25 protein-coding genes and 2 pseudogenes are annotated in these 24,160 nt (G+C 35.4%); 15 read left to right on the top strand and 12 right to left on the bottom strand.

Going from position 1 to position 24,160, the window contains the following annotated elements:
• Positions 1–119 precede the first annotated feature (119 nt).
• Positions 120–1,088 (top strand): GGDEF domain-containing protein, encoded by a 969-nt coding sequence (locus ACE1OF_RS09550; protein WP_448894109.1) that lies wholly within the window; start codon positions 120–122, stop codon positions 1,086–1,088.
• A gap of 18 nt (positions 1,089–1,106) precedes the next feature.
• Here the strand turns inward: ACE1OF_RS09550 and ACE1OF_RS09545 are convergent, their stop codons facing one another.
• Both ACE1OF_RS09545 and ACE1OF_RS09540 read right to left on the bottom strand, forming a co-directional pair.
• Complete coding sequence (locus tag ACE1OF_RS09545) at positions 1,107–1,574, bottom strand: DUF523 domain-containing protein (protein WP_448894107.1); 468 nt, start codon at positions 1,572–1,574, stop codon at positions 1,107–1,109.
• Entirely contained in the window at positions 1,571–1,873 is a 303-nt protein-coding gene (locus ACE1OF_RS09540; RefSeq protein WP_448894106.1) for a DUF3630 family protein, read from the bottom strand. The genes ACE1OF_RS09545 and ACE1OF_RS09540 overlap by 4 nt, the downstream gene beginning before the upstream one ends.
• 211 nt (positions 1,874–2,084) lie before the next feature.
• Here ACE1OF_RS09540 and ACE1OF_RS09535 point away from each other — a divergent pair, with 211 nt between their 5' ends.
• Positions 2,085–2,384 carry a c-type cytochrome gene (locus tag ACE1OF_RS09535; RefSeq protein WP_448894105.1) on the top strand — a complete coding sequence of 100 codons (300 nt, stop codon included), beginning with the start codon at positions 2,085–2,087 and terminating at the stop codon, positions 2,382–2,384.
• Between the two features lie 91 nt (positions 2,385–2,475).
• Here ACE1OF_RS09535 and recQ read toward each other — a convergent pair whose 3' ends face one another.
• A complete protein-coding gene (gene recQ, locus ACE1OF_RS09530) occupies positions 2,476–4,296 on the bottom strand; it encodes a DNA helicase RecQ (RefSeq protein WP_448894163.1) in 1,821 nt (606 codons plus the stop codon).
• A gap of 136 nt (positions 4,297–4,432) precedes the next feature.
• On the opposite strand from recQ, the gene ACE1OF_RS09525 reads away from it, so the two are divergent.
• The 4 genes from ACE1OF_RS09525 (at position 4,433) to ACE1OF_RS09510 (ending at position 9,135) form a co-directional block, all read left to right on the top strand.
• Complete coding sequence (locus tag ACE1OF_RS09525; RefSeq protein WP_448894104.1) at positions 4,433–4,888, top strand: thioesterase family protein; 456 nt, start codon at positions 4,433–4,435, stop codon at positions 4,886–4,888.
• Between the two features lie 123 nt (positions 4,889–5,011).
• On the top strand, positions 5,012–5,932 hold the full coding sequence (gene rarD, locus ACE1OF_RS09520) for an EamA family transporter RarD (RefSeq protein WP_448894102.1): 921 nt from the start codon (positions 5,012–5,014) through the stop codon (positions 5,930–5,932).
• A 199-nt stretch (positions 5,933–6,131) separates the two neighbouring features.
• Positions 6,132–6,791: a single-stranded DNA-binding protein gene (locus ACE1OF_RS09515; protein ID WP_448894101.1), complete on the top strand. Its 660-nt coding sequence runs from the start codon at positions 6,132–6,134 to the stop codon at positions 6,789–6,791.
• Positions 6,792–7,029: 238 nt separating this feature from the next.
• On the top strand, positions 7,030–9,135 hold the full coding sequence (locus ACE1OF_RS09510) for a hypothetical protein (RefSeq protein WP_448894100.1): 2,106 nt from the start codon (positions 7,030–7,032) through the stop codon (positions 9,133–9,135).
• A 55-nt stretch (positions 9,136–9,190) separates the two neighbouring features.
• Here ACE1OF_RS09510 and ACE1OF_RS09505 read toward each other — a convergent pair whose 3' ends face one another.
• The 3 genes from ACE1OF_RS09505 to ccoG form a co-directional block, all read right to left on the bottom strand.
• On the bottom strand, positions 9,191–9,838 hold the full coding sequence (locus ACE1OF_RS09505; RefSeq protein WP_448894099.1) for a thiol:disulfide interchange protein DsbA/DsbL: 648 nt from the start codon (positions 9,836–9,838) through the stop codon (positions 9,191–9,193).
• An 83-nt stretch (positions 9,839–9,921) separates the two neighbouring features.
• Positions 9,922–10,899 (bottom strand): serine/threonine protein kinase, encoded by a 978-nt coding sequence (locus ACE1OF_RS09500; RefSeq protein WP_448894098.1) that lies wholly within the window; start codon positions 10,897–10,899, stop codon positions 9,922–9,924.
• 41 nt (positions 10,900–10,940) lie between these two features.
• Positions 10,941–12,377 carry a cytochrome c oxidase accessory protein CcoG gene (ccoG, locus tag ACE1OF_RS09495; RefSeq protein ID WP_448894097.1) on the bottom strand — a complete coding sequence of 479 codons (1,437 nt, stop codon included), beginning with the start codon at positions 12,375–12,377 and terminating at the stop codon, positions 10,941–10,943.
• Positions 12,378–12,478: 101 nt separating this feature from the next.
• Here ccoG and ACE1OF_RS09490 point away from each other — a divergent pair, with 101 nt between their 5' ends.
• The gene (locus ACE1OF_RS09490; protein ID WP_448894096.1) at positions 12,479–12,835 is read left to right on the top strand and encodes a hypothetical protein; all 357 of its coding nucleotides are present in this window, start codon (positions 12,479–12,481) and stop codon (positions 12,833–12,835) included.
• A gap of 13 nt (positions 12,836–12,848) precedes the next feature.
• On the opposite strand, the gene ACE1OF_RS09485 is transcribed toward ACE1OF_RS09490, so the two are convergent.
• Entirely contained in the window at positions 12,849–14,258 is a 1,410-nt protein-coding gene (locus ACE1OF_RS09485) for a formimidoylglutamate deiminase (protein ID WP_448894095.1), read from the bottom strand.
• Positions 14,259–14,367: 109 nt separating this feature from the next.
• Positions 14,368–15,153 (bottom strand): N-formylglutamate deformylase, encoded by a 786-nt coding sequence (gene hutG, locus ACE1OF_RS09480; protein ID WP_448894094.1) that lies wholly within the window; start codon positions 15,151–15,153, stop codon positions 14,368–14,370.
• Between the two features lie 266 nt (positions 15,154–15,419).
• Between hutG and ACE1OF_RS09475 the strand changes: the two genes are divergently transcribed.
• The 8 genes from ACE1OF_RS09475 to hemN all read left to right on the top strand — a co-directional run bounded on the left by ACE1OF_RS09475 (position 15,420) and on the right by hemN (position 21,385).
• On the top strand, positions 15,420–16,166 hold the full coding sequence (locus ACE1OF_RS09475) for a glutathione peroxidase (protein WP_448894093.1): 747 nt from the start codon (positions 15,420–15,422) through the stop codon (positions 16,164–16,166).
• A gap of 151 nt (positions 16,167–16,317) precedes the next feature.
• Positions 16,318–16,548: a VF530 family protein gene (locus ACE1OF_RS09470; protein ID WP_448894092.1), complete on the top strand. Its 231-nt coding sequence runs from the start codon at positions 16,318–16,320 to the stop codon at positions 16,546–16,548.
• A 102-nt stretch (positions 16,549–16,650) separates the two neighbouring features.
• Positions 16,651–17,511 carry a formyltetrahydrofolate deformylase gene (gene purU / locus ACE1OF_RS09465; RefSeq protein WP_448894091.1) on the top strand — a complete coding sequence of 287 codons (861 nt, stop codon included), beginning with the start codon at positions 16,651–16,653 and terminating at the stop codon, positions 17,509–17,511.
• A gap of 157 nt (positions 17,512–17,668) precedes the next feature.
• Positions 17,669–18,199 carry a VOC family protein gene (locus tag ACE1OF_RS09460; protein ID WP_448894090.1) on the top strand — a complete coding sequence of 177 codons (531 nt, stop codon included), beginning with the start codon at positions 17,669–17,671 and terminating at the stop codon, positions 18,197–18,199.
• Between the two features lie 143 nt (positions 18,200–18,342).
• On the top strand, positions 18,343–18,939 hold the full coding sequence (gene yihI / locus ACE1OF_RS09455) for a Der GTPase-activating protein YihI (RefSeq protein ID WP_448894089.1): 597 nt from the start codon (positions 18,343–18,345) through the stop codon (positions 18,937–18,939).
• 11 nt (positions 18,940–18,950) lie between these two features.
• Positions 18,951–19,439 (top strand): DUF2489 domain-containing protein, encoded by a 489-nt coding sequence (locus ACE1OF_RS09450; protein WP_448894088.1) that lies wholly within the window; start codon positions 18,951–18,953, stop codon positions 19,437–19,439.
• A gap of 44 nt (positions 19,440–19,483) precedes the next feature.
• Complete coding sequence (locus ACE1OF_RS09445) at positions 19,484–19,795, top strand: TraR/DksA family transcriptional regulator (protein WP_448894087.1); 312 nt, start codon at positions 19,484–19,486, stop codon at positions 19,793–19,795.
• A 219-nt stretch (positions 19,796–20,014) separates the two neighbouring features.
• Positions 20,015–21,385 carry an oxygen-independent coproporphyrinogen III oxidase gene (gene hemN / locus ACE1OF_RS09440; RefSeq protein WP_448894086.1) on the top strand — a complete coding sequence of 457 codons (1,371 nt, stop codon included), beginning with the start codon at positions 20,015–20,017 and terminating at the stop codon, positions 21,383–21,385.
• A 58-nt stretch (positions 21,386–21,443) separates the two neighbouring features.
• Here hemN and ACE1OF_RS09435 read toward each other — a convergent pair whose 3' ends face one another.
• The 4 genes and pseudogenes from ACE1OF_RS09435 to ACE1OF_RS09420 form a co-directional block, all read right to left on the bottom strand.
• Positions 21,444–21,974, bottom strand: a complete 531-nt coding sequence (locus ACE1OF_RS09435; RefSeq protein WP_448894085.1) for a DUF1285 domain-containing protein — start codon at positions 21,972–21,974, stop codon at positions 21,444–21,446.
• Between the two features lie 519 nt (positions 21,975–22,493).
• A pseudogene (locus tag ACE1OF_RS09430) lies at positions 22,494–22,886 on the bottom strand (IS982 family transposase); the annotation flags it as partial.
• Positions 22,887–23,067: 181 nt separating this feature from the next.
• Positions 23,068–23,544, bottom strand: a pseudogene (locus ACE1OF_RS09425) (IS982 family transposase); the annotation flags it as partial.
• 12 nt (positions 23,545–23,556) lie between these two features.
• The gene (locus ACE1OF_RS09420; RefSeq protein WP_448894084.1) at positions 23,557–23,808 is read right to left on the bottom strand and encodes a hypothetical protein; all 252 of its coding nucleotides are present in this window, start codon (positions 23,806–23,808) and stop codon (positions 23,557–23,559) included.
• Between the last annotated feature and the right edge of the window lie 352 nt (positions 23,809–24,160).

The raw sequence follows: 24,160 nt of genomic DNA, 5'->3' as shown, positions 1-24,160 counted from the left end.
TTACCAGTATTTTCAATAAAATTTACAATGAATTAGTAGATATTTAGATTCAAATACTAGAGAATCTAACTAGTAGGTGCCAAAGAGCACTAGAGTGATAATACCATAGAGGCAAAAAGGTGAAATATCACGACTCCATAACGCAAGCAAATAAAACCATGAAACTGGCAGTTACCCAACTGAATCAGTGGAATTTACCTGTTAGTCCTATAAATTATGCCGTGAGTTATGAGTATTGTAAAAATACTAAACCACTATTAACTGCTAATATTAAGCACTTATTATTGTCAGGTAAGCCCTTAGATAGCTTCTTTATGGAGCAATTGTATAAAGATTATTTACTTAAACAAAGCCAATTTAGAACAGAAATCATTTCCGACCTTTCATTGTTATTCGCAGAAATTCAAAACAATTGTCAACAATCAAGTTCAAACGCACAAGATCTTATTGAGCAGCTCGATAATAATATTCCAGCATTAATGTCGAATAATCCAAATGAAATGAAGCAGGCTATTGCTATGCTGTATAAGGCGTCAATTTCATTTAAGAAGCAACAGCAAAAATTAGTTGAAAAAATTGAGCATTCTAAAACACAGGCGCATAATTTATCTATAGAGCTTGAGGAAGCACGTAAAGAAATATATTTAGATCCTATTACGGGCTTACATAATCGAAAATCTATGTCTAAACATGTAGAGGCTTGGCTTCATGATGACGCTGATAGGGGGATTGCTACTATTGTGATCAGTGTTGATGAGTTTAGTTCTTTTAATGAACGCTTTGGCGCGTTAATTGGAGATGTTATTTTATCAAAAATAGCCAAAAAAGTAACCAGCTATGTTGATGGTAGTGGCTTACCTGTTCGCTTTGCTAGTGATGAGTTTGTTATTTTGCTTCCTGATGTTGATGGTAGTATTGCTAGTGAAATAGCTAAAAAAATAAAACAAGGAGTTGGAAAACTCCGTTTTGTTAGTGTGCAGTCAGGGGTTAGGTTGCCAAAAGTGAGTATTTCATGCGGTATTAGTGAGATGCAAAATAAAGAGCCATTAAATCAGCTGATTAATCGAAGCCGTAAAAATATTATATAGGTAAAGGGCGCTTTTATCTTACTTATCCAATAGGGCTGCCAATTCATTTAAATTGTTTTCAGAAAACACTTTAATTCCCGCTTTTGTGAGTAGTTTACTTGTAACGCCTTGACCTGCTATTTTTTTATTGGAAAATGAGCCATCATAAATTAGTGTGCTGCCACATGACGGGCTTGATTCTTTGAGAACCGCAAAGCGAATATTATGTTGTTGGCATAATGCGAGTGCTTGGTTTGCCCCCTTATTAAACTGTTTACTTACATTGCTACCAGAGACTGTTATGACTTGATCATTATGGGCTTGTTGTTCAGCTGGTTCTCTAGGTACAGCTAAACCACCTGCGACTTCAGGGCAAATAGCGATAATTCGTTTTTGCTGTTGCCATAGTTTTATTAAGGGGGAGTTAAACGTAATTATTTCACTATTGTAGCGAACATTTTCACCTAAAAAACAACGACTCAATAGAATTTTATCAAATATAATCATGATGACTTTTCAGTTAAAAGCTTGAATAAAGACTGAATTTTTGAGGTGCTTATTTCATCATGAGCACTAAACCAGCAAGATTGACTATAATAATCAAAATGTAAAGAAAACTCTGCGTTTAACCAAATAAAACGACAGCTTTCTCTGTCTGCTCCTTGTGTTATCTCTTTTATATCATAACTTTGTATTTTATTGAGTAGTTGCAGGCTGAGTTCGCGAATATCTTCTTGAAACCAATGTGTGTCAAAAATAATAGATATTTTTTCATCAATAAGGTTGATTGATTTTATGGGTGTCATTAACCGCTCCATCAGTACTTTAATTGGGTGACTTGAATAAAACTACCTATTTGTACATAATAAAATAATTCACGTGTCGTTACGTGTCGTTAATATTACAGTTAATAATGATTTGAATCACTGTATGTTTAAAAAAAGAGGGACAGAATAGGTTAATTTACTTATAATCCGTTCAGGAATTATACTTATACAATAAAGAGAGACTATTATTATGAAAAAACTTACTCTTGCACTTTCTGCAACCGTAATGATGGCATCACCTGTATTTGCTGGCGATGCGGCTGCTGGTAAAGGTAAATCAATGATGTGTAGTGCATGTCATGGTGTTGCTGGTATATCAGCTGTGCCTACTTACCCTAACCTTGCTGGTCAAAAGGAAGCTTATCTTACTAAGCAGCTTCAAGATTTCAAATCAGGCAAGCGTAATGATCCTACCATGAAAGGTATGGTTGCCTCTTTAAGCGAAACAGATATGGCTGATTTAGCTGCTTATTATGCAAGCTTAAAGTAAAAGAATAATAGTTCGGTTATTTGAAAAGTAACATAAAGAAAATAAAAAGCGCTGATTTTGGCGCTTTTTTGGTTTTAGAGTATGAGATATATTATTGATTATGTTCTTTTATTACATCCATAAATGCTTTGCCATAGCGAGATAGTTTTACATCACCAATACCTGCAATGGCTAACATTTGTGAAGAGGTTGTGGGCTGTATTTGTGCTAATTCTGATAAGGTTGCATCATTAAATACTATAAAAGGGGCAATATCTTCACTGTCAGCAATTCGCTTTCTTAGTTCGCGTAATTTACTAAATAAAGCACGGTCATATGATTTATATTGTTTTTTGTTCTGCCAGTAGCTAGCTTTTTGTAGACGAGGGCTGGCTAACATCAGCGGTTCTGTTGCCTTGAGTACGGTCCTTGATGCTTCAGTTAAACAAAGGGTGGATTGTTGCTCAATATCTTGTTGCAAGTAGCCTAAATGAATAAGTTGGCCAATAATTGCAAACCAATACCCAGGCGATTTTGTGCTACCAATACCAAAAGTTGATACATTATCGTGTTCTAAACTCGCCACTTTATTTGTATTTTCACCGCGTAAAACATCAACTACGTGACTTATATCTCCTTGTTGCTTTATACGAAAAACACAAGACAATACTTTTTGAGCAGCCTCCGTTGCATCAAACTGACTAGGTGGATCTAAGCAAATATCGCAGTTACCACACCTTTGTTGAGTATATTCGGCAAAATAATTTAATACCACTTGTCTACGACAAGTTTGTGCATCAATAAAGGCACTCATGGCCGCAAAACGATGCATTTCTACATTTACTCGTTGTGGATTGTCACCTTCACTAATGCGTTTTTTAATACGACTGATGTCTTTATCAGCAACTAAAAATAAAGCTTCTGCAGGTAAGCCATCACGACCTGCTCGGCCCACTTCTTGGTAGTAAGACTCTAAAGTACGAGGTGGCTCGAAATGAATAACATAACGAACATTGGGCTTGTTAATTCCTAGCCCAAAAGCAACCGTGGCAACGACTATTTGAATGTTGTCTTTGGTAAATCCTTCTTGCACCAGAGCGCGAATATCACTTTCTAACCCTGCATGGTAGGCTGCGCAATTAATGCCACAAGCGGCTAGGTATTTTGCTAATTTCTCCACTTGCCAGCGACTATTACAATAAATGATGCCTGAATCATCTCCTTGCTTTCGCACATAACCAAGCACTTGTTTTTCACCGTCATATTTAGGTGCTAGGGTAAAGCGGATATTTGATCTGTCGAAACTGTCTAAGTGAATATAAGGATTGTTTAACGCTAATTGCGTGAGAATATCTTTACGTGTTGTTACGTCTGCTGTGGCGGTTAAGGCCATAACTGGTACGTTTGGAAAATAACTTTTTAACGTATGTAGCTGTGTGTAGGCAGGGCGAAAGTCATGTCCCCACTGAGAGATACAGTGCGCTTCATCTATGGCGAACAAACTTAGCGGTAAGTCATTCAATCCTTGTAAAAAATATCGATTTGTTAAGCGTTCAGGAGCAACGTAGAGTAATTTTATTGCCCCTTGTGATAATTTTGAGAAAATATCATTGATCGTTTGTTGCTCTAACGAAGAATTAATAAAAGCTGCAGGAATTCCCTGATGTGTGAGGTTGTCTACTTGATCTTTCATTAACGCGATTAACGGCGATACTACAATAGTTATACCAGGTAATAGTATTGCAGGTAGCTGATAACATAGAGATTTTCCTCCACCTGTAGGCATAAGTACTAAAGAATCTCGTCCTTGCATAAGGTTGTTGATTATCTCAGCTTGACCTGAACGAAAACTATCATAACCAAAGTAATGCTTTAATGTCGTAAGCAATATTGTTTGTTTATCGGGCTGTATAGCAGGAGATAGTGTGGCAATATTCAACAGATATTCTTTTATTGGCTTTCGTGAGCTTTATTTTACCTGAGAGATGTTATCGTGACATCATTATTTTCCAATTTTATAAAAATGATGCTACTCTATTTTTACACTAGTCCGACCAGGTCAAATTAAAATGAATCGTGAAGAAATTTATCAACAACTTGCAGACTTTTGGAATAGCAATATGCCGTTTAATAAATTACTCGGACTTGAAATTACACGGTTTAGCGCACAAACGTCAGAAGTACGTTTTGTTTGGAACGATAAACTTATTGGCAATCCAACACAAAAAATTCTTCATGGGGGAGTAACTGCCTCTGCTTTAGATTTAGCAGGAGGTGCGGTAGCTGCTGCCAATATCATAGAACAATTGCCCGAAATTTCCTCTTCAACAATCGAACAAAGTTTACGAAAAATTGGCACGATAGATCTACGAACAGATTTTTTAAGACCTGGGCGAGGTGAAGAGTTTATAGTGACCGCGCATATTATTCGTAGTGGTAGTAAGGTTGCTGTGGCACGCATGGAAATGCACAATGAGCTTGGTGAGCACATTGCCTTTGGAACGGGGACTTATATGGTAGGTTAACTTTACATTCTCTATTAAAAGTTAATCTCTGCAAATGAATTGTGAGCTCAGTTCTCGCCTTCAATTGTTTTATGTTGTGTTACTATGCTGCTCTGAACAGTTCATATAACCCAAAACACATTTATGTTATTCCCAAAACAACAATTATCCGCACACAGCGGTATTTTTAATGCATTAGGTGCCTATGTAATGTGGGGCATTGCCCCGCTTTATTTTAAATTATTAATTGATATTGGTTCTGGCGAAATTTTAATGCATCGAATTATTTGGTCTAGCATATTTTTGCTGTTGTTAGTTTTGCTGACTAAAAAGTGGCCTGTGTTCGTTCAATTATGCCAACAGCCTAAGATTGTTTTAAAGTTAACTTTGTCGGCTGCAGTACTAGCGGCAAATTGGTTAATATTTATTTGGGCGATTAATAATAATCATTTGCTTGATGCAAGTTTAGGTTATTTTATTAATCCCTTATTCAATGTTGCACTTGGCATGTTGATTTTTAGTGAACGTTTACGTAGAAACCAAAAAATAGCGGTAATGTTGGCCGCTTTGGGCGTTTTTATACAGCTTTTTACCGTGGGATCCCTACCTATTGTTTCATTGGCATTAGCAAGTTCTTTTGCAGTTTATGGTGTTTTAAGAAAAAAAATGCAGATAGATTCTTTTGTTGGTTTGCTAACCGAGTCTCTAATAATGCTGCCTGTTGCACTGATCTATTGGCTATATTTTCTTGAGAGTCCTACAGCTAATTTAACTTTAAATAGTCAAACTCTTAACATTACACTGGTGATGGCAGGTATAGTTACAACGGCTCCATTATTATGTTTTACCGCCGCGGCTAAACGTTTAGCGCTATCAAGTTTAGGTTTTTTCCAGTATATAGGGCCAAGTATTATGTTTTTATTGGCAACACTATATTATAAGGAATCTATACAGGCTGCTGAATTTGTAACGTTTATTTTCATTTGGTTAGCTTTGTTGTTATATAGTCTTGATGCCTATAAAACCATGAAAAAAAACAAGTTGATTCAACCTGTAATAACATAGTTAAGAACGTTTTGTATTGTATCGTTTTTGCTTAATCTGAATATATTTAACCGTTTACTTCATGAGTGAATTTGTTATCATTTTTATGATTTATAGAAGTTTTTAATTAATTTGACTGTGCTGTGCTATAACGCACAAAATGTAAACTTATTTTACAATCACTCGTTTTATATAGAACGGCCATGAGGGCTATTTTAGTATGCATAAAATAAATACACCTGTGCAAAATCAACATTTATGCTCAGTTACATTATTAGGCAATTTAGTCGCTAAACCTGATATTCGTTATCGCGCGAACCCTGTTTCAGCTATCACTGAAATTACCGTCGCAACGAGTTCAAAGTGGTTAGATAAAAAAAGTAATACTTATAAAGAATGGACAAGTTACCATCATATTAAAGTAGAGGGTGATTTGGTTGAGCAAGCATTGTTGACTGCTGATAAAGGCGACGTTATTTTAGTACAAGGCTATTTAAGTAATATCAAAGTAAAAAATCATTTATCAATTGTTCATGCTACTTTTATTAAAAAGTTTAGTAAAAGTTATACACAATCAATAAATCAAATTATATGTAGTGGGCAACTTACATCATTAGCCCAAGTTGTTACAACACCAAATAATAAAACACTGGCACAAATGACTGTTACAATTAATCACCAAGACTATTCGGTTGATAAGCAGTGTTGGCAAAATCATAGTATAGAACGTGAATTGCATGTTTGGGGTAAACAAGCATTGTATTTGGTTGAGAAAGCACAGGTGGGCGATAATGTAATGATTGAAGGGAAATTGAGTTATTTATCCACAGCAGATAAAGCACAGTTTATTGAGGCAAAAACGGTGCAAATACTACTATAAATTAGCACAGTTTGTTAAACAGAACCTTTTTACTTCCCCCGTATTAATGAAATATGTATTTTTTAATTGTCGTGTTTTAAGCTTCATTTAACATATATCTATGCATGTAACTATTCTCTTGCTATTCTTTTATGAAAACATTAATTCTCTGTACGTATTGAAAATTATGAATAACAAGCGGAATGTCTTTAATTTAACTCAATTTATAATACGAACTATTACACTATTTGTTAGTTTTGTGAGCTTATTCTTTTTAGCTGCCGCTGTAAAAGCTAATAATCATCAAATTGATGAACTGGTGCAAATAAATAGTCCTCAAGCTGATTTTACCCAATGGCAGCAGCTAGTCGTTAATCCGCGAAATAGTCAGCAATTCTTTACCATTAAAACGACAGGGCAAATGTTTATTGTTGATGGTATGAAAAGCACTGAGCAAGTCTTGGATATGAGTGTTAATCAGCAGAAAGGTAAACTGCCTATTAAATTAACAGCCATAGCACTACATCCAAATTTTGCGTTTCGAGAGCAACCTGGTTATGGCACTTTTTACACAGCTCATCTTGAATTATTAGATAAGCGAAGTAAAACTAAACGTATTCAAGACAATACAGAATTAGTACTTAAGTTTGACACTGTCATTACTGAGTGGCAATTTAGCACAATCAACCATCAAACGGTTGATATAAATACCAAACGAGAAGTGTTACGTATAGCTGTGCCTGATGTCACGATGGCAATTCAACAAATGTCTTTTAATCCCTCTAGAAAGTCATGGAATGATGGTTTTGGATTGCTCTATATTGCGTTGAATGGTTCTGAGAATAGACAAGAGCCACTTTATTCAGGCGTTATTTTACGTATAAATCCAGCTAAGTTTGGTTTACGTAGTTTTACTGTACCTAGCAGTAATCCTTTTTTAAAGACTCTTGAAATTAGAGATGAGATATATTCCCTTGGTGCGCAAAATATTCAGAAATTCTTTTGGTCTAATAAAACTACTGAAAAGCTTTTGTTATTGCATAAATATAGTGGTAAATATTTGTTATCATTAGTTAATGTTAAAGATGATTGGCGTAAAACCTTACCAAAAAGTGTTATTTATCAAGATGAAAATTCGATCAAAGATACTTTGTTATATCGCGGACGTGACTTGATTCATTTACGAAATAAATTGCTTATATTGACGCAAACAAGCGAAACTTGGTTAGTTCAATCTTTAAATTTAATGCCTAAGGCCAGTTCTATTACGCTTATTGAAAATATGCCTAAGGAAGAATGGCACTTTAGTTATCAACAACTACTCAGTAAGAGTGATGTTGTTTTTGGTTATGATATGAATGGCGAGGTGTTGGTTTTAGATAAAACCACAGGAAAAATATTTCAACTACCTCATGAAAATACAACAACTTTAAAAATACCTGTAAAGGCCAGTATTAAGCTTGCGGAAACTCAGGAAGAGTCGAAAAATTATATTTATATTCTATTGATTATTATCATGACAGTAGCGGGTATTTTATTTTTTATTAAACGTAATAAAATTTCGGCGAAAGCTATTGTTCGAACGCAATTTGCTCAATTAGAATTAAGCGAGTCACAACATCAAATTGGTTTATATCATCGTCACAAAAGTAGCCCAGACACAATTATTGATATTATTGATATTACAACATGTCAGGTGAAGTTAAATGAAACTCCTATCTGTGTTATTAATAAATACGCTGGGCATGGTTTTAATGATGAAAAAGACCAAGATTTACGGGGTGTTTTTGCGAAAGAAAAAGTAGATAAAATGGTTGATGGTAAGATTCGACAAGTCTCTTTGTCATTTACTGATATGCATAATAAAAAATATGATATTTGTTTATATATGCGTAAAGGCAGCGATCGTGTAACGAAGAAGAAGTATTCTGTTGTTGTTAATGATGTAGTAGATTGGTGTTGGTTGATTGCTTCAAAGATTAATCCCAATGAGACTAAAAAACGTAAGGAAAAAGCAATAGTATTGTCTAACCATCCAACAAACAAGACTAAACAAGCGACTGAACAAATGCCATTGCATGAGCAAGCTGCTATGAATCGCCAACATACACCTTTACAAAAAGAATTCCAGCAGGTTGCTGAAATAAAGTCAGTAGTAGAAACACCAGAAGTAGTTGATGTTGAAGCAAGCAATGAAGTTGTTATGGGCAATGAGCAACAAGGCACTAATCAAAATACTACTATAGATACCGAGTTAGTGAATGCATTAGAGAAATTAGTTGACTTGAAACAACAAGGATTTTTAACCCACGAAGAATTTACTAAGGCAAAAGAAAACTTGTTGAGTCGTTTATTTGATAAGTGAGCTGAACAACGATAATTGTTGCCCAGCATTATTTCTGTTTAGAAGGTAAATGTAATTATTTCAGCGTTAATAGGTAATTGATTAGATCTTTATAATCTTGTTCAAAATTAGTTTTATCTAATGCTTGTGTATTAATACGATACTTATTATTAACAATAACCGTGGGTACCGATTTTAAAGCACCACTTTTAGACATAGTGTCTTGGTGCTTTTTCATTGATTTAGCATGAGAATTAACGCTAAAGCTCTTCATTAATTTATCAAATTTTTCGCCATCAGCACCGTTTAGTACAAAAATATTTCTAATATCTTTTTCTGAAGTAATGACTGCTCGTTGTATTTGAAGGTAATTAAATATTGCGCCAACCAGTTTTGACTCCATACCTAATTGTTCTGCAGCAACAACCGCTTTACTCAACATGCTTTGAACTTCGGGTGAAGCTGCGCGTAGAAAATCTACATGGTTTCGTTCAAACTTTACACCTTCAGGTAAGTTCTTTTTAACAGATTCCATAAAGGGCTCAAAACGTAAGCAATGCGGACAATAAAAAGAAAAATATTCGCGGACTTCAGCATTTTTTGACGCTGTTTCGCTAACCTTAGTATAGTGTTCTCCTTCTGTATATTTTTCAGCACATGCTGTGATTGAAAAAGCTAAAAGTGGCATTAAAAACACCATAAATAAGCGATGCATTTTTTTCATAGTTTGTTGTCCTAATTTTATGTTGAACCTTTGTACCATCAATAGAAAGCATGGGCAAATTGGTATTAATTTTTATTACGCTATTAATTGGGTAATAAGCTTAAAGGAGGTTGCTGTAGTGCAGACATTTGTTCTTTAAGCATTAGGATTTGCTGTTCCCAATATTTTTCTGTATTAAACCAAGGGAAATTTCTTGGAAAAGCAGGATCTTGCCAGCGTTTACATAACCATGCCATATAATTCACTACACGCATAGTTCGTAATGATTCTATCAAACTAAGTTGTGAAGATTCAAATGAAAAGAACTCCTCATAGCCCATTAATAGCGTGTCAATTTGTAACAATTGTTGTTGTCGGTCACCTGAAAGCATCATCCACAAGTCTTGAATCGCTGGGCCAGTACGACAATCGTCTAAGTCGACAAAATGAGGCCCTTCATCACGCCATAAAATATTGCCTGCATGACAATCACCGTGCAGGCGTATTTGCTGCTTTACTTGATATTGCTGAGCAGCAACATCAATCACTTGCTCTAAAATAGTGAAAAAAGGTTTAAGTAATACTTTAGGAACAAAGTTACTTTGTTCAATAATATTACTTGCTTGGTACAGCATTTCATCTACGGTAAAGCTCGGCCTATACACAAAGGGTTTTTGTGAGGCAACAGCATGAATACGGCCAACAAAACGCCCCATCCATTCAAGTTGATCTAAATTATCTACTTCAAATATCCGCCCACCACGGCAGGGAAACACAGCAAAATGATACCCTTGATGTTCAAATAAACTTGCACCATCTTTTTTTAAGGGCGCGACAATTGGCAATTCACGCTCATCAAGTTCAAAAGAAAAATCATGTTCCTCTTGAATCTGAGCCAATTGCCAGCGCTGAGGTCGATAAAACTTAGTTACATATTTTGTTAAGTTTTCGTCATGAAACTGATATACACGATTTTCATAACTGTTCAGCGCTAATAAACCACTGTCTACGGTAAAACCTGCACTTTCTAATCCATCAATAATAGTATCAGGAGAGAGTGATTTAAAATCAAATTGTGCCATTAATGCTCATTATTTAGTTGATAATTTATTTAAAAAAGCGATTAACGTTTATTAAAAAATCGACTTTCGTGTTCAATACGTACATCACTTTCGGGAGATATCTGTTCAACAGTAAAGGTAATATCTGTCATATAACTTTGTAAGTTGTATGGATCAGCCGAAATACTAATAGGCAAGGTATATACTGTGGCTGCTTGCACCATTATTTCTTGTTTACCGTGCCATTGCGCATCCTCAATACCTTTTACACTTAATTTATATGTATTGTCTGTTTGTGACATGTTAAGAATTTTTAATGTAAACACATTCTCTATTTCGCCATTAAAGTTTTCTTTAGCAAGCTCTGTTCTATCTCTAATAATCTCAAGAGATAATGGCACACGGTTGACTATTTCTAAAATTAACATGGTACTCATGATGAGTAACACCACGGCATAGCCAATTAATTTAGAACGAATAAAGTGTACTTTTTTCCCTTGGAGTTCATGTTCTGTTGTGTAACGAATTAATCCCTGATCATATTTCATTCGAGTCATCACATCAGAACAGGCGTCTACACAGGCACCGCAGTTTATACATTCGTATTGTAAACCATCACGAATATCTATACCTGTAGGACATACTTCAACACATAGATTACAATCAATACAATCGCCTAGTCCTAATGCTTTGGGATCTTGTTTTCTTCCACGAGCACCACGACTTTCCCCTCTGTTTTTATCATAAGAAACAGTTAGCGTATCTTTGTCAAACATTGCTGACTGAAAACGTGCATAGGGACACATATGCAAACACACCATTTCACGCATCCAACCAGCATTGCCATAGGTTGCAAAAGTGAAAAAAGCTAAAATTACCGCCATAGTTATGGACGTGTTTAATGTGAGCACATTAATGAATAATTCATTCATGGGGGAGAAGTAACCAGCAAAGGTCATGGCGGTAAATAAAGAAAATGAAAGCCAGCAGATGTGTTTTAGGAGTTTCTTCTTAAATTTACTCAGGTGCATTTTTTGTTGGTCTAGTTTTTTACGCTGGTTTGCGCTACCTTCTATTTTTTCTTCAAACCACATAAAAATAAAGGTCCATACGGTTTGTGGGCATGTATAACCGCACCAAACCCGACCTAAAAATGTGGTAACAAAAAAGAGTAAAAAAGCGCCAAAAATAAAAATCCAAGCCAATAAGGTTAAATCTTGAGGCCAGAGGGTTAGGCCCCATATAGTAAATCGTTGTTCACTTATATCAAACAGAATTGCTTGATGACCGTTATATTGTAGCCAGGGTAACACGGCAAATAAAGCAAAGAACATAAAGTTCATTTTTCGCCTTAGCTTTTGAAAAAAGCCACCGATTTTACGAACGTAAATATCATCTCCAGGTTTGTAGCGTGCTTTAGTATTCTTGGCAGGATGAATTTTTACATTTTTTACAGGTATTTGAGCCGAATTTGATGATGGTTTTTCGTCTGTACTCACGATAAATCCTTAGAAGATGGTAATTAGTCTAAAAATAATTATTATGTTATTGTCACTTCTTAGGATAACATAAATTAGAGCATACTAATATACGGAGTGTTATGAAAAATATATTGATCTTGATCGTCGCAGCGGCGGTTTTTTTGCATTTTTATCCTCAACCTGAGGTAACTAGTTTCTATAATAAAACTAAAGAATCTTTGCAAGATAATTTTTCCGAATTTAGCGATACGAGCGTGCGCTTAAAACCAGATAAAATCTTAATTGATTTGAAGCCTGAATTGAAACATTTTTCTAATGAAGAAGTTGAGTCATTAAAAGAAATGACTTCATCAAGAGCCAATGTAAATAGCTTTTACCAAGATTTTTGTCGAAATAAAAAGCGCAGCACAATTTTCCACCCTAATAATCAAAGTAAAGTTTGCACTACTATCAGCCATTATGAAAGTATGCTTTAATATTTTACAATAGCTAAGCGGACAACTTTGTTAATAAATTTGCAAAGTTATCCGCGCTGCTTTGCTCGTTAGCGTGCGCACCATTTTGAATAACCCATCGGCCATTAACCATGACATCTTTTACCATATTTTGTTGGCTAGCAAAGATAAAACTATCAAGTAGATGCTTATTGTTATTAGCAAATAAGGAGGTTTGTTTTTGATTTAGTATCAATAAATCTGCCTGTTTTCCGACTGAAATAGACCCCGTATTTGAGTTAGTGCTTTGCGCACCACCTAGCGCTGCTTTATGCCATAGGTTTTTGCCAACTGAGGCTATTTTAGGGGAGCCAAGTAATACTCTTTGTTGTTTTATTAAGCGTTGCATATATTCTAGCCAGCGTAACTCTTCTATTGGGTTGATAGATATATGGCTGTCAGAACCAATGGCAAAAGTGCCGTTTAAGGCTAAAAAGTCTGTAGTAGGAAAAATACCATCGCCTAAATTAGCCTCGGTTGTTGGGCAAATACCTGCAATTGCTTTACTGGCAACTATGCCTTGTTGTTCTTGTTTATTAATATGTGTAGCATGAATTAAGCACCAGTGTTGGTCTAAGTTGATATTATCTAATAACCATTCGACTGGACGCTTAGCGTAATGTGCTAAGCAATCATTAACTTCTTGTTGTTGTTCAGCGATATGAATATGAATGGGCGCTTTATCATCGAGTGAACGCACATGATTAACCGCATTAATAATTGACTCTTTATCAACAGCGCGTAATGAATGAGGCGCTATTCCAAGGTTTGTGTTCGGATATTGCTTGGTAAATGTAAAACATTCACTGACTAATTGATTAAATTGTTCAACTGAGTTGATAAAGCGCTTTTGTCCCTTGTGTGGTGCTTGTTGACCAAAGCCAGAATATTGGTATAAAACGGGCAGCATCGTTAAACCGATGCCCGAAGTCGCAGCAGCGTTAAAAATAGCTTGCGCCATGGTTGCTAGTTTATTTTCTGATTTATCCTTAGCGGTATTTTCTACACTGGTTTGTGAGTATGGTTTTCCATTAATGTCATGATGTAAATAGTGAAACTCAGCAACACGAGTATAACCAGCCTTCAACATTTCTATGTAGGCTTGTTGTGCAATAGTTTGTGCATCATTTTGTGTTATTTGCGCTAGAAATTTGTACATTATTTCACGCCATGTCCAAAAACTATCCTTTGCTTGACTGCTATGCTCGCTAAAACCTGCAAATGCGCGCTGAAAAGCATGAGAGTGACAGTTAATCATGCCTGGAATGACGGTACCTTCGAAAATGCTAGCATCTGATTTTTTACCTGAACTAATGTCAGTAATAATGCCATGTTCAATAGTAATGGTTTTATCTGTTGCCCAACCATCGTTCAATAAAATATTTTCGGCGTAGTACATGTTCATGTTATTTCTCATTTATTACTTAATAAGCTATGTGTTTATTTATTGAAAGCAAAAGGTATTATGATGGCTCTTTTGTCACGCATTCGCTGAACTAAAGCCCAAGGTAAAATTACTGTTGACTAAAGTTTACTAAACATTCCACCACGTTTCTTAGGTGTTTTTTTACTTGCGCAGCTTTAATTTCATTATAGTGGCCATTGGTTTCATCCATATAGGTATCTTGCGATAGTTCAAGTTGAATAGCATGAATGTTATTTTTTGGATCGCCGTAGGCTCTAGTGATATAGCCACCTTTGAACCGTTCGTTATAAACGCAGTTATATGGATTAAAATTGATACGCTGAATAGACTTTAGTAGTGCATTATCACAGCTAGTACCATCGGCACTACCAAAATTGAAATCGGGTAATTTACCGTTAAAAAAACGCGGTACATGTGACAATATTGAGTGTGCGTCAAGTAAAACAACTTTGCCGTGTTTTTGCTTTAATTCAGCTAGCGTATTTTTCAAAGCATTATGATAAGGATGCCAATAGTGCTTAATTCTGTAAGTTATTTCTTTGGCCGTTGGCTCTTTATTGTCGAGATAAAGTGGTGAAGAATCAAATGCTGTTGTTGGGCATAGTTCTGTATTATTTTCACCAGCATATAAGGCTTCACCACTTGGGTTTCTATTTAAGTCAATAACATAGCGGCTATATTTTGGCGCAAGAATATAAATACCCATTGCTTTTGCAAAGTCATATAATTGGTTTATATACCAATCGGTGTCAGCAACCTTTAGGCCTTTGTTAGTCATGGTCTCTGCAATATTTTTAGGTATCTGTTCACCATTGTGGGGCATACTGATCAACATACTTATATTACCTGGCGATAGAGAATATGTAGAATTCATTATTAACTCTTTTAGGTTGATTTTAGTTGTATATACAAGTTGTATGTTAACTTATCATGTTGAGTTAGTGATAAGCAAATATTTTGGCTATATTAGTTTCTTACAATATTGTGATAATGTAGTCGTAATACAGTGTATTGTTTTTTTAGATTGATAGTATCTGTTTAAATCACTTTAATTGGTTGCATGTTTACTTGATAATGGTTTAATCAAGTTTGAATTATTAAATCCAAGCTCAATTTATATAGATAAATTAAGGAAATATTATGTCTACTCAAAATGTAAATTTCGAAAATAAAGAAGGTCAAAAAGTTCCCTCAGTAACGTTTCCTATGCGTATTAATGACGATTGGGCCAAACGTGATACCCAAGAAATTTTTGCAGGAAAAACAGTGGTTGTTTTTTCATTACCTGGTGCTTTTACACCAACGTGTTCTTCAACGCACTTACCGCGATATAATGAGCTAGCGAGTAAATTTGCTGAAAACGGTGTTGATGAAATTATTTGTATTTCAGTGAATGACACCTTTGTTATGAATGCTTGGGCTGCTGATCAAGGTGCTGAAAATGTCAGTTTTATTCCTGATGGTAACGGTGAGTTTACTGAAGGCATGGGATTGTTAGTAGCCAAAAATGAAATTGGTTTTGGTAAACGTAGCTGGCGCTATTCAATGTTGGTTAAAGATGGGGTTATTGAAAAAATGTTTATTGAACCTGATTTACCTGGCGACCCGTTTGAAGTGTCTGATGCTGATACAATGCTTGCCTATATTAATCCTGAAGCGGTTCAAACAGTAAAAGTCAGCTTATTTACAAAACCAGGCTGCCCACATTGTGCGAGAGCAAAAGATATACTTACCAAACAGGGTTTAGCCTATGAAGAGCTAACTTTAGGTGATGAAATCAGTATTTCAGCAATGAGAGCAATTACCAATGCTGACACTGTGCCACAGATTTTTATTGATGGAAAACATATTGGTGGTGCTGACGATTTAGCGAATTATTTCGCATAATCATTAACTAGTATCCTATTTACATACACCATAAGTGCATTGTCTTCTTAATCGTTTGAAGATAATGCGCTTTTTTTTGTGCGGTTTTGAATAGTTTTGATATAATAAAACTCCTTTAAGTAAGTCTGTTTTTAGTGAGTAAGCGCATTCCATGAACAATCAACCTTATAATCCATTACATGGTGTGACCTTAAAAACGATAGTTACTGAACTTGAAGCCTATTTTGGTTTTGAAGCATTAGGAAAACAGATCAACATCAATTGTTTTACTAAAGACCCTAGTATTAAATCAAGTTTAAAGTTTTTACGTAAAACCCCTTGGGCAAGAGAAAAGGTTGAGCAGCTTTATATTCAAAACAAGCATCGTTTATCGAATAATTAAACGGAAAATATAAAGATATAGCCAAAAATGCTATTAAAATACTGGAAAAATTTGCCAAAATAACCAATGATACCGCTTCTTTTTCATCATTAACAAAATATCATGACTACACCTAACCACTATATTCTTACTTGGCAATGCCCTGACAACACTGGCGTTTTGGCTAAAGTTTCACAAAGCTTATTTGAGCATGGCGCGTTTATTACTGAAACATCGCAATATAGTGATCCTTACACAGAAACTTTTTTCTCACGTATTGCCTTTGATGATCGCAATTTAACCGTGTCTGCGAATGAATTTATTGACGCCATAGATAAGTTAGCCAAACCATTAAACATGGAGTATAAGCTTCGTAATAAAGTTGATGTGCCCAATGTAGTGATTGCTGTTTCAAAAGATGATCATTGTTTAGTGTCATTATTAACAAAATGGAAATCAGGTGTATTGCCAATTAATATTGTAGCGGTATTGTCTAATCATAAAGATTGTCAGTCATTAGCGGATTGGCATGGTGTTCCTTTTCATTATTTACCTCTTAGTAAAGACACTAAGACAGAGCAGGAAGCACAAATACTCAATTTGATGAAAACATGCGGTGCTGACTTATTAGTGCTTGCACGTTATATGCAAATATTGTCTGATGATTTATGCCAAAAATTAGCAGGTCGCGCTATTAATATTCATCATTCATTTTTACCTAGTTTTAAAGGAGCTCGTCCTTACCATCAAGCGCATGCTCGTGGCGTAAAAGTTATTGGTGCGACGGCTCATTATGTTACAGCTAATTTAGATGAAGGCCCTATTATTGCACAGGAAGTGAAACCAATTAACCATACTTTTACCATTGAACAAATGGTACATATGGGGCACGATTTAGAGGCAACAGCCTTGAGCCATGCCGTACGAATTCATGCAGAACAACGAGTTTGTTTAAATGGTGATAAAACGGTAATACTTGCTTAACAGAATAAAAAATCCTCTTGTACAAGTATCTATACAAATAGGCGTAGTGATTTGCTGACATTTGCTAAGTGGTTAATTAAAGCCAACTACTAGTGAACTGAGAATAGGTGTGCTTAAAATTAGGATATATTTTAGAACACCCCTAAAAAGTCCTCATATGATTAAAATTGAAAAAATACACCACGTGGCCTATCGTTGTAAAGACGCTAAAGAAACAACAGATTGGTACAAAGATAAGTTAAACATGGACTTAGTGTTAGCTATTGCCGAAAACGAAGTACCATCAACAAAGGCGCCTGATCCTTACATGCATATTTTTTTGGATGCTGGTAATGAAAATGTGCTCGCCTTTTTTGAAATTCCTAATTCGCCTGAAATGGGGAGAGATGAAAATACCCCTGCTTGGGTACAACATTTAGCACTACGAGTGGAAAGCGTTGAAGCACTCGTATTAGCGAAAACATCATTAGAACAAAAAGGTGTTGATGTTTTAGGTCCTGTTAATCATGGAGTGTTTAAGTCTATTTATTTTTTTGATCCAAACGGACATCGTTTAGAATTGGCTGCCAACACAGGAACTCCAGAACAATATCAACAGTTAAACAATGTGGGTTATCAAATGGTTGAAGAGTGGTCGAAAACTAAACGAGCGCCACGGCATGCTGCTTGGTTGCATGAAAAAAGTTAACCTATTAGTTTTTAGTAATAAGTAACTAAAAAATATTTCAGCGTTATGGATAACTAATCACGCGTTACTCAAAACTAGCAATTACTTTTTAACCGTTAATGGCGTAAAATAGCGTAATTAACCGTTAGAAAAGTAATAAGTCCATGTCTCGTACAAAAAAATCTAGAAAACCTGGTGGTGCTCCAACAGCTAAACCTAAGCTAAGCAAGGTTGAGTTAGCAAGCGTTGAAAAAAGAGTGCGCAAAAAAACGGGTAAAAAGCCAGGCAATCGCCAGCAAGAAGCCCAATTAGATAACCACACAGACCAAAATACGAATCAAAAAAAAGATCCCCGTATTGGTAGCAAAAAACCTATTGATTTAGGTGGCGCGGTTAAAGTTGCTCAAAAAACTATAGCTAATAAAACTAAAAAATCGTCTAAAGATCCTATTGCTGCTATTCGCACAGTACATAAAGGTGATGAAGAACTTAGTTTGGCTCAAGAACTCGAAAACATTGAAGCGGATGACAGATTACAAGTTATTTTGGCAAAACAAGAAGACGAACTTGAATTAACTAAAGAAGAAGTTAATTACTTCAATGAGTTAATGGAGTGTCATCAGGAGATAAGTGCACAGTTAGACAATGAAGAAGAGCCAACTGTTAGCTCTAAGGTGAAATCAGAAGATGATTTGTGGGATAAACTAGATAACTCTTCTTTATCTGATTCTTTATATGGTAATGACAAAGAACTCGATTAAGGGCAGTTAATATGAATGATTATTGGCTGATTGCCCTAGTTTTAGCCGTTATTATTGTCGTTAGTTTAGCTTTTTATGCGGGCAAATTATTAAAACAAGTGAGTGCACAAAAATTAGCCCAACAGCAAGCCCAATTAGCACATCAACAAGCTTTGGCAAGGCATGATCATAAAGTGCTTGCCAGTGTAAAAATAATTGTTCGTGCGATGAAAGAAGAGCAATGTGACTTTAGTGAGGGGTGTTGGCGATTATCGGTACTACTCGATTCATTAAAACTAAGCCCTGAATTGGCTCAACAATTTCCTGCCATATTTAAGTTATATAATGAGATAAAACATCTTTCAATTCTAGACGAGCGCAAACAGCTAGAAAAAAAACAGCGAATGAAAGAAGATTATCAACGTATGTCCATTGAAGCACAATTACATAGTGAAATAGTGGCAGATCTTGATCTACTTCAACAATACGTTACTGAAAGAATGAGTATACTGAAAATATAAGTTATAACGACATTGAGTTGTTATGCATTTTCGAGGTAATCATTATGACAGAACAATTAAAAGCACAATTTACTAGGCGTATTGTTGAACTACAAGATCGTATTAGCGCTATCCATCGTGACTTTGCTGGCGGAAGAGATGCAGATTGGTCTGAGCAGGCCGGCGAGCGCGAAAATGATGAAGTGCTCAATGCGCTTGAGTCTGAAGCTAAAATTGAAATCCAACATTTATCAAACGTGATTAATCGTATCGAAAATGGAAGTTATGGTATTTGCCAAGGCTGTGGTGACACGATTAGCACACAACGTTTAGCTGTACAGCCTGCAGCCGAAAAGTGCATTAAATGTGCGGATTAACCGCTAATTGAAGATGAATTTTGTAAACCACTTCACTTTGTTTCATTATCGATATTTGAAGTGGTTTTACTTTCCCTATAACTCAACTTGACATACCCTCTTACAAACATTGCCTGCGCCTGAAAGAAATAGGTTGTGTTTGATCAATACATACAAAGCCAACTAATGTATAATTAGTGTTATTAACATCTCAAGCTCTGATAAGTTACTGGTAATATCATGAAAGTAAGTCAATTTTTCGATCCTCAATTACTTAGCAAATACAATACAAGCGGTCCGAGGTATACCTCATATCCTACTGCATTAGAATTTCATGATGATTTTAAACATGATGATTTTATTCATGCTGTAGAATCTTCACCTAATCGTGAATTGTCTTTGTATGTTCATATTCCTTTTTGCCATACCCTTTGTTATTACTGCGGTTGTAATAAAGTTATTACGCGTCACCGTGACAAAGCTGATATTTACCTTGACTATTTGGCGCAAGAAATTGCCTTACAAGCACCACTGTTTACTGAATATAAAGTTAAACAATTACACTGGGGTGGTGGTACACCAAGCTTTTTAACCCATAAGCAAATAAGCACGTTAGTGGCGTTATTAAAAGAAAAATTTGATTTTTCAGACGACTTAGAAATGAGTATTGAGATTGACCCGCGTGAAATTGAAATGGATCTTGCAGAACATTTATTTTCTCTGGGCTTCAATCGGTTAAGTTTAGGGGTTCAAGACTTAGATTTAAAAGTTCAAGAAGCAATAAACCGGGTGCAATCAACACAATTTATTGGTGATTTTATTGGTCATGCAAAATCGGTTGGTTTTCAGTCTATTAATATTGATTTGATATATGGATTACCGCACCAAACCCTTGAGAACTTCAAGAAAACGTTAGATAAAGCGCACGAATGGGATGTAGACCGTATCTCGTTGTTTAGTTATGCCCATTTACCAAGCCGATTTGCTTCGCAACGAAAATTGCGTGACGAATGGTTGCCAGACGTAAAACTTAAGTTTGCTTTAATGAAATTATCAATTGAAACGCTATGTGATTATGGCTACGACTTCATTGGTATGGATCATTTTGCTAAACCGAATGATGAACTTTCTATTGCGCAGGGTAATGGCACATTACACCGTAACTTCCAAGGTTATACCACCAAAGGCGGTTGTGATTTACTTGGGCTTGGTGTGTCATCAATTAGTAGTATTGGGCGTTCATTTGGTCAAAATATTAAAGATTTACAAAGTTATTATAAAGCAATCGATAGTCAGCAACACGCACTTGAGCGTGGTGTTAGTTTAAGTGATGATGATCTGTTACGTGGCGAAGTGATTCGCGAACTTATGTGTAATCTTTATTTAGATAAAGAAAAAATTAGTAAGAAATATAACATCTGTTTTAATGAGTATTTTGCCCAAGACTTACCTTTGTTAGATACTTTTATTGAAGATGGTTTAGTTGAAAACTCACCTACGTTTATTAAAATTGACCAGAAAGCACGCTTACTCATACGTATTATTTGCATGAGTTTTGATGCTTATATGAAAAAACACATAAATCAACAACGTTTTTCACGTGTGATTTAACCAATATTAATTTATAAATGGCAGTAGCAATAACTAAGAAGGGCGAGCTACTGTCACGTTAAAGAACACCTAAACTAACGTTATAATTATCACTGGTAAACACTAATTCAGTGCCTTTGCTCGTTTTAACCTCTTTAGCCAAATCTACCCATTGGTAATACACATTCCGATGAACCTTTGCTAGTAGATCACGACGAACATTGACATAAAGCTCACCCCTATCATTTTGTGTGACTGGGTGCTGGGCATTTAAGATAAACTCGTTACCAACATTATTACTAACTACCATGATTGTTTTGTTTTCATCTTGCCAATGCCATTGAGTTAAAACAAATGGGGCATCTTCAACGGTAATTTTTATTTTTTCAACAGGGGTTACCAAATAATAATCCCCTTGCTCTTTCTTGAGCACAGAAGATAAAAGTTTAACAAGAGCAGGGCGTTTGAAAATAGTTCCAGCATAAAACCAATCTCCATTTGCTTTTATTTGAAGATCTATCTCACCACAATATTCAGGATCCCATAATTCAACAGGAGGGATTTTATCACCGTGATTTTTTATTTGAGCTGAAATCTTATCTAAAGACATAACATAACCTACTTAGAGTCAATATGATTGATGAAAGAAAATACATTCAGGTGTTGTGGTATATCTTCACTATACTACTGAATAGTAAGTATCTTTAAGGACTAATATATAGTATTTACGTTACTTAAACCAAAAGCTAATATTTTTCTTGTCAATCACTGCATAAATGCAATATATTCCTCGCGCTTTTCCTATCATTGTTAAATTAAGGCAAGGCATTTGAAGTTGTTCAGTGATGGCTATAGCTCAGTTGGTAGAGCCCCGGATTGTGATTCCGGTTGTCGAGGGTTCAAGTCCCTTTAGCCACCCCATCTTTAATACTCCCTCGAAAAATTATTAAGCACTCCATCAGTTCAGTAACCATGCGGTATTTAGTTGTTTTATCCTTTATTTAATACAACTTTTCTGTTTGCTAATTTTTAGATGGAACATCAAAACCATAAACTATTCCTGTGCGTATCCTGTGCGGACAAAAAGTAAATAAAAACCAAGAAAAATCATAAATAACCTCAGATCGGGTTAAGCACTAACCATTACATTCATTTCAACGTCATTGATATTAAGGGTTGGCTTTTTTTCTTTAAGGCAATGAGCCACTAGCCCTGCAAGTAAGTTCAACATAAAACCATTAGGACTGCGATGACGAGAATGCTCTATTTGAGATATATTCTTTAATTGATCATTTATCGTTTCGATAATAAACCGCCTAGATAGCATTGCTCTATCCCATAATGACATAGCTTTGGCTTTCATATTACTGCGAACCGTTGTTATCAAATCGACACCTTTTGCTTTTAAGTTGGCTGTTAACTTTTTACTAATGTAGCCTTTATCAGCGTACAATTTTCCTTTGAGATTTTTTGCTAATTCTAATACAGGTTTTGTGTCGTGCACATTGCCAGTAGTTAACCTGAACTCGGTTTAAGAGATAGTTAACAAATTGAAATACCAGTAAAAATTATTTTGATATATCTCTAGCTTGATAGTTTTTCTTAATTCAAGGAAAATTTCGCGTCAATAGCTGGCCTATTGCAAGTAAATTTAACGCACAAGTAAGGAAAAATAGCTGCTAGAGAAGCATTTGTTAAGCCGAGTTCAGGTTAGTTAATTTAGCATCAACTATTTCACCTTTAAAGTTAGTGACTAAGTGCAGTTTGAATCCATAAAACCAATCCATTGTTCCTTTGCCGCGTTCGGCTATACTGTCAAATGTTTTGTGTCTAGGTATTCTCAAGTTATGACATACTTTTATACTTGTAGAGTCAATGAACTCAATACCTGTAGATTCACCTTTAAGTATTGAAAAGTAGCTAGAAAGCGGAACAATAGCTTTAGGCATCACTTCTAAAAATCGAGTGTAACTCAATAAGTTCGGAAAATGTGAACGATAAAATTTAGCAATATAACCTTTATAATAATTTTTAAAGTCGCGATGATTTGATGTATGAAAAGCGATAAGGACAGTCATTATTTCGCTCATAGTCATACGACATGATCGTTTTCGCTTGATATTACCATCAGCAATTAACTGTTTTTTCTTGGTCGAAAGATCGGATCGTGGAACAGGCAATTAGTTCAATTTTTATCCCGAGCTGAGGTTAACTAAGTTGACAGTATCAATGCTGCCTTGAACGCTTCTCGCATCCGTTAGTTGATATCCAGCTGGTGCAAACAACATCGAAGCACAAAAGGTGATCAGCATTGAGTAAGTGTTGTTACTGCCATCATTAAGTCTAAAAGGCATATCATCAACATGTTTTTTGAATTTTTTACCTAAATTAACACCGTAGCCGTCACGTAAACTCGCTACTGTTTTATGTACAGAATTAACCAAAGTTTTAATATTTTTGAATGCGTTGCTGAAAGTAAATAAGTCTGCCTTTAAATAATGAGCAACTATAATTATGTGTTAAGGCCACTTGGTGAGAACTTTGTCTTGTAGGGCTGTTTGAATGACTCGGGCTAAAAAGTCTTCAAATGATAGCCTATGCTTTTTGTGAGTCGATTCTGGAAAAATAGTTCCATTGCACTTTCTACCTTCAAAGCTAACCACCAATTGATACGATAATATGTATTAGTTCCGACTTAATCTGACACATCGACTTGAAAAGTTGAGAGTTACCCGTTTTTATTAAAGGTGTCGAATCTTTAATTTAAACAAAAAAAGGTAACTCTCATGTTGCATA

It is taken from the genome of Colwellia sp. E150_009, assembly GCF_053543955.1.
The sequence above is the reverse complement of the archived record's forward strand: the minus strand, read 5'-3'. Positions and strand labels throughout refer to the sequence as shown.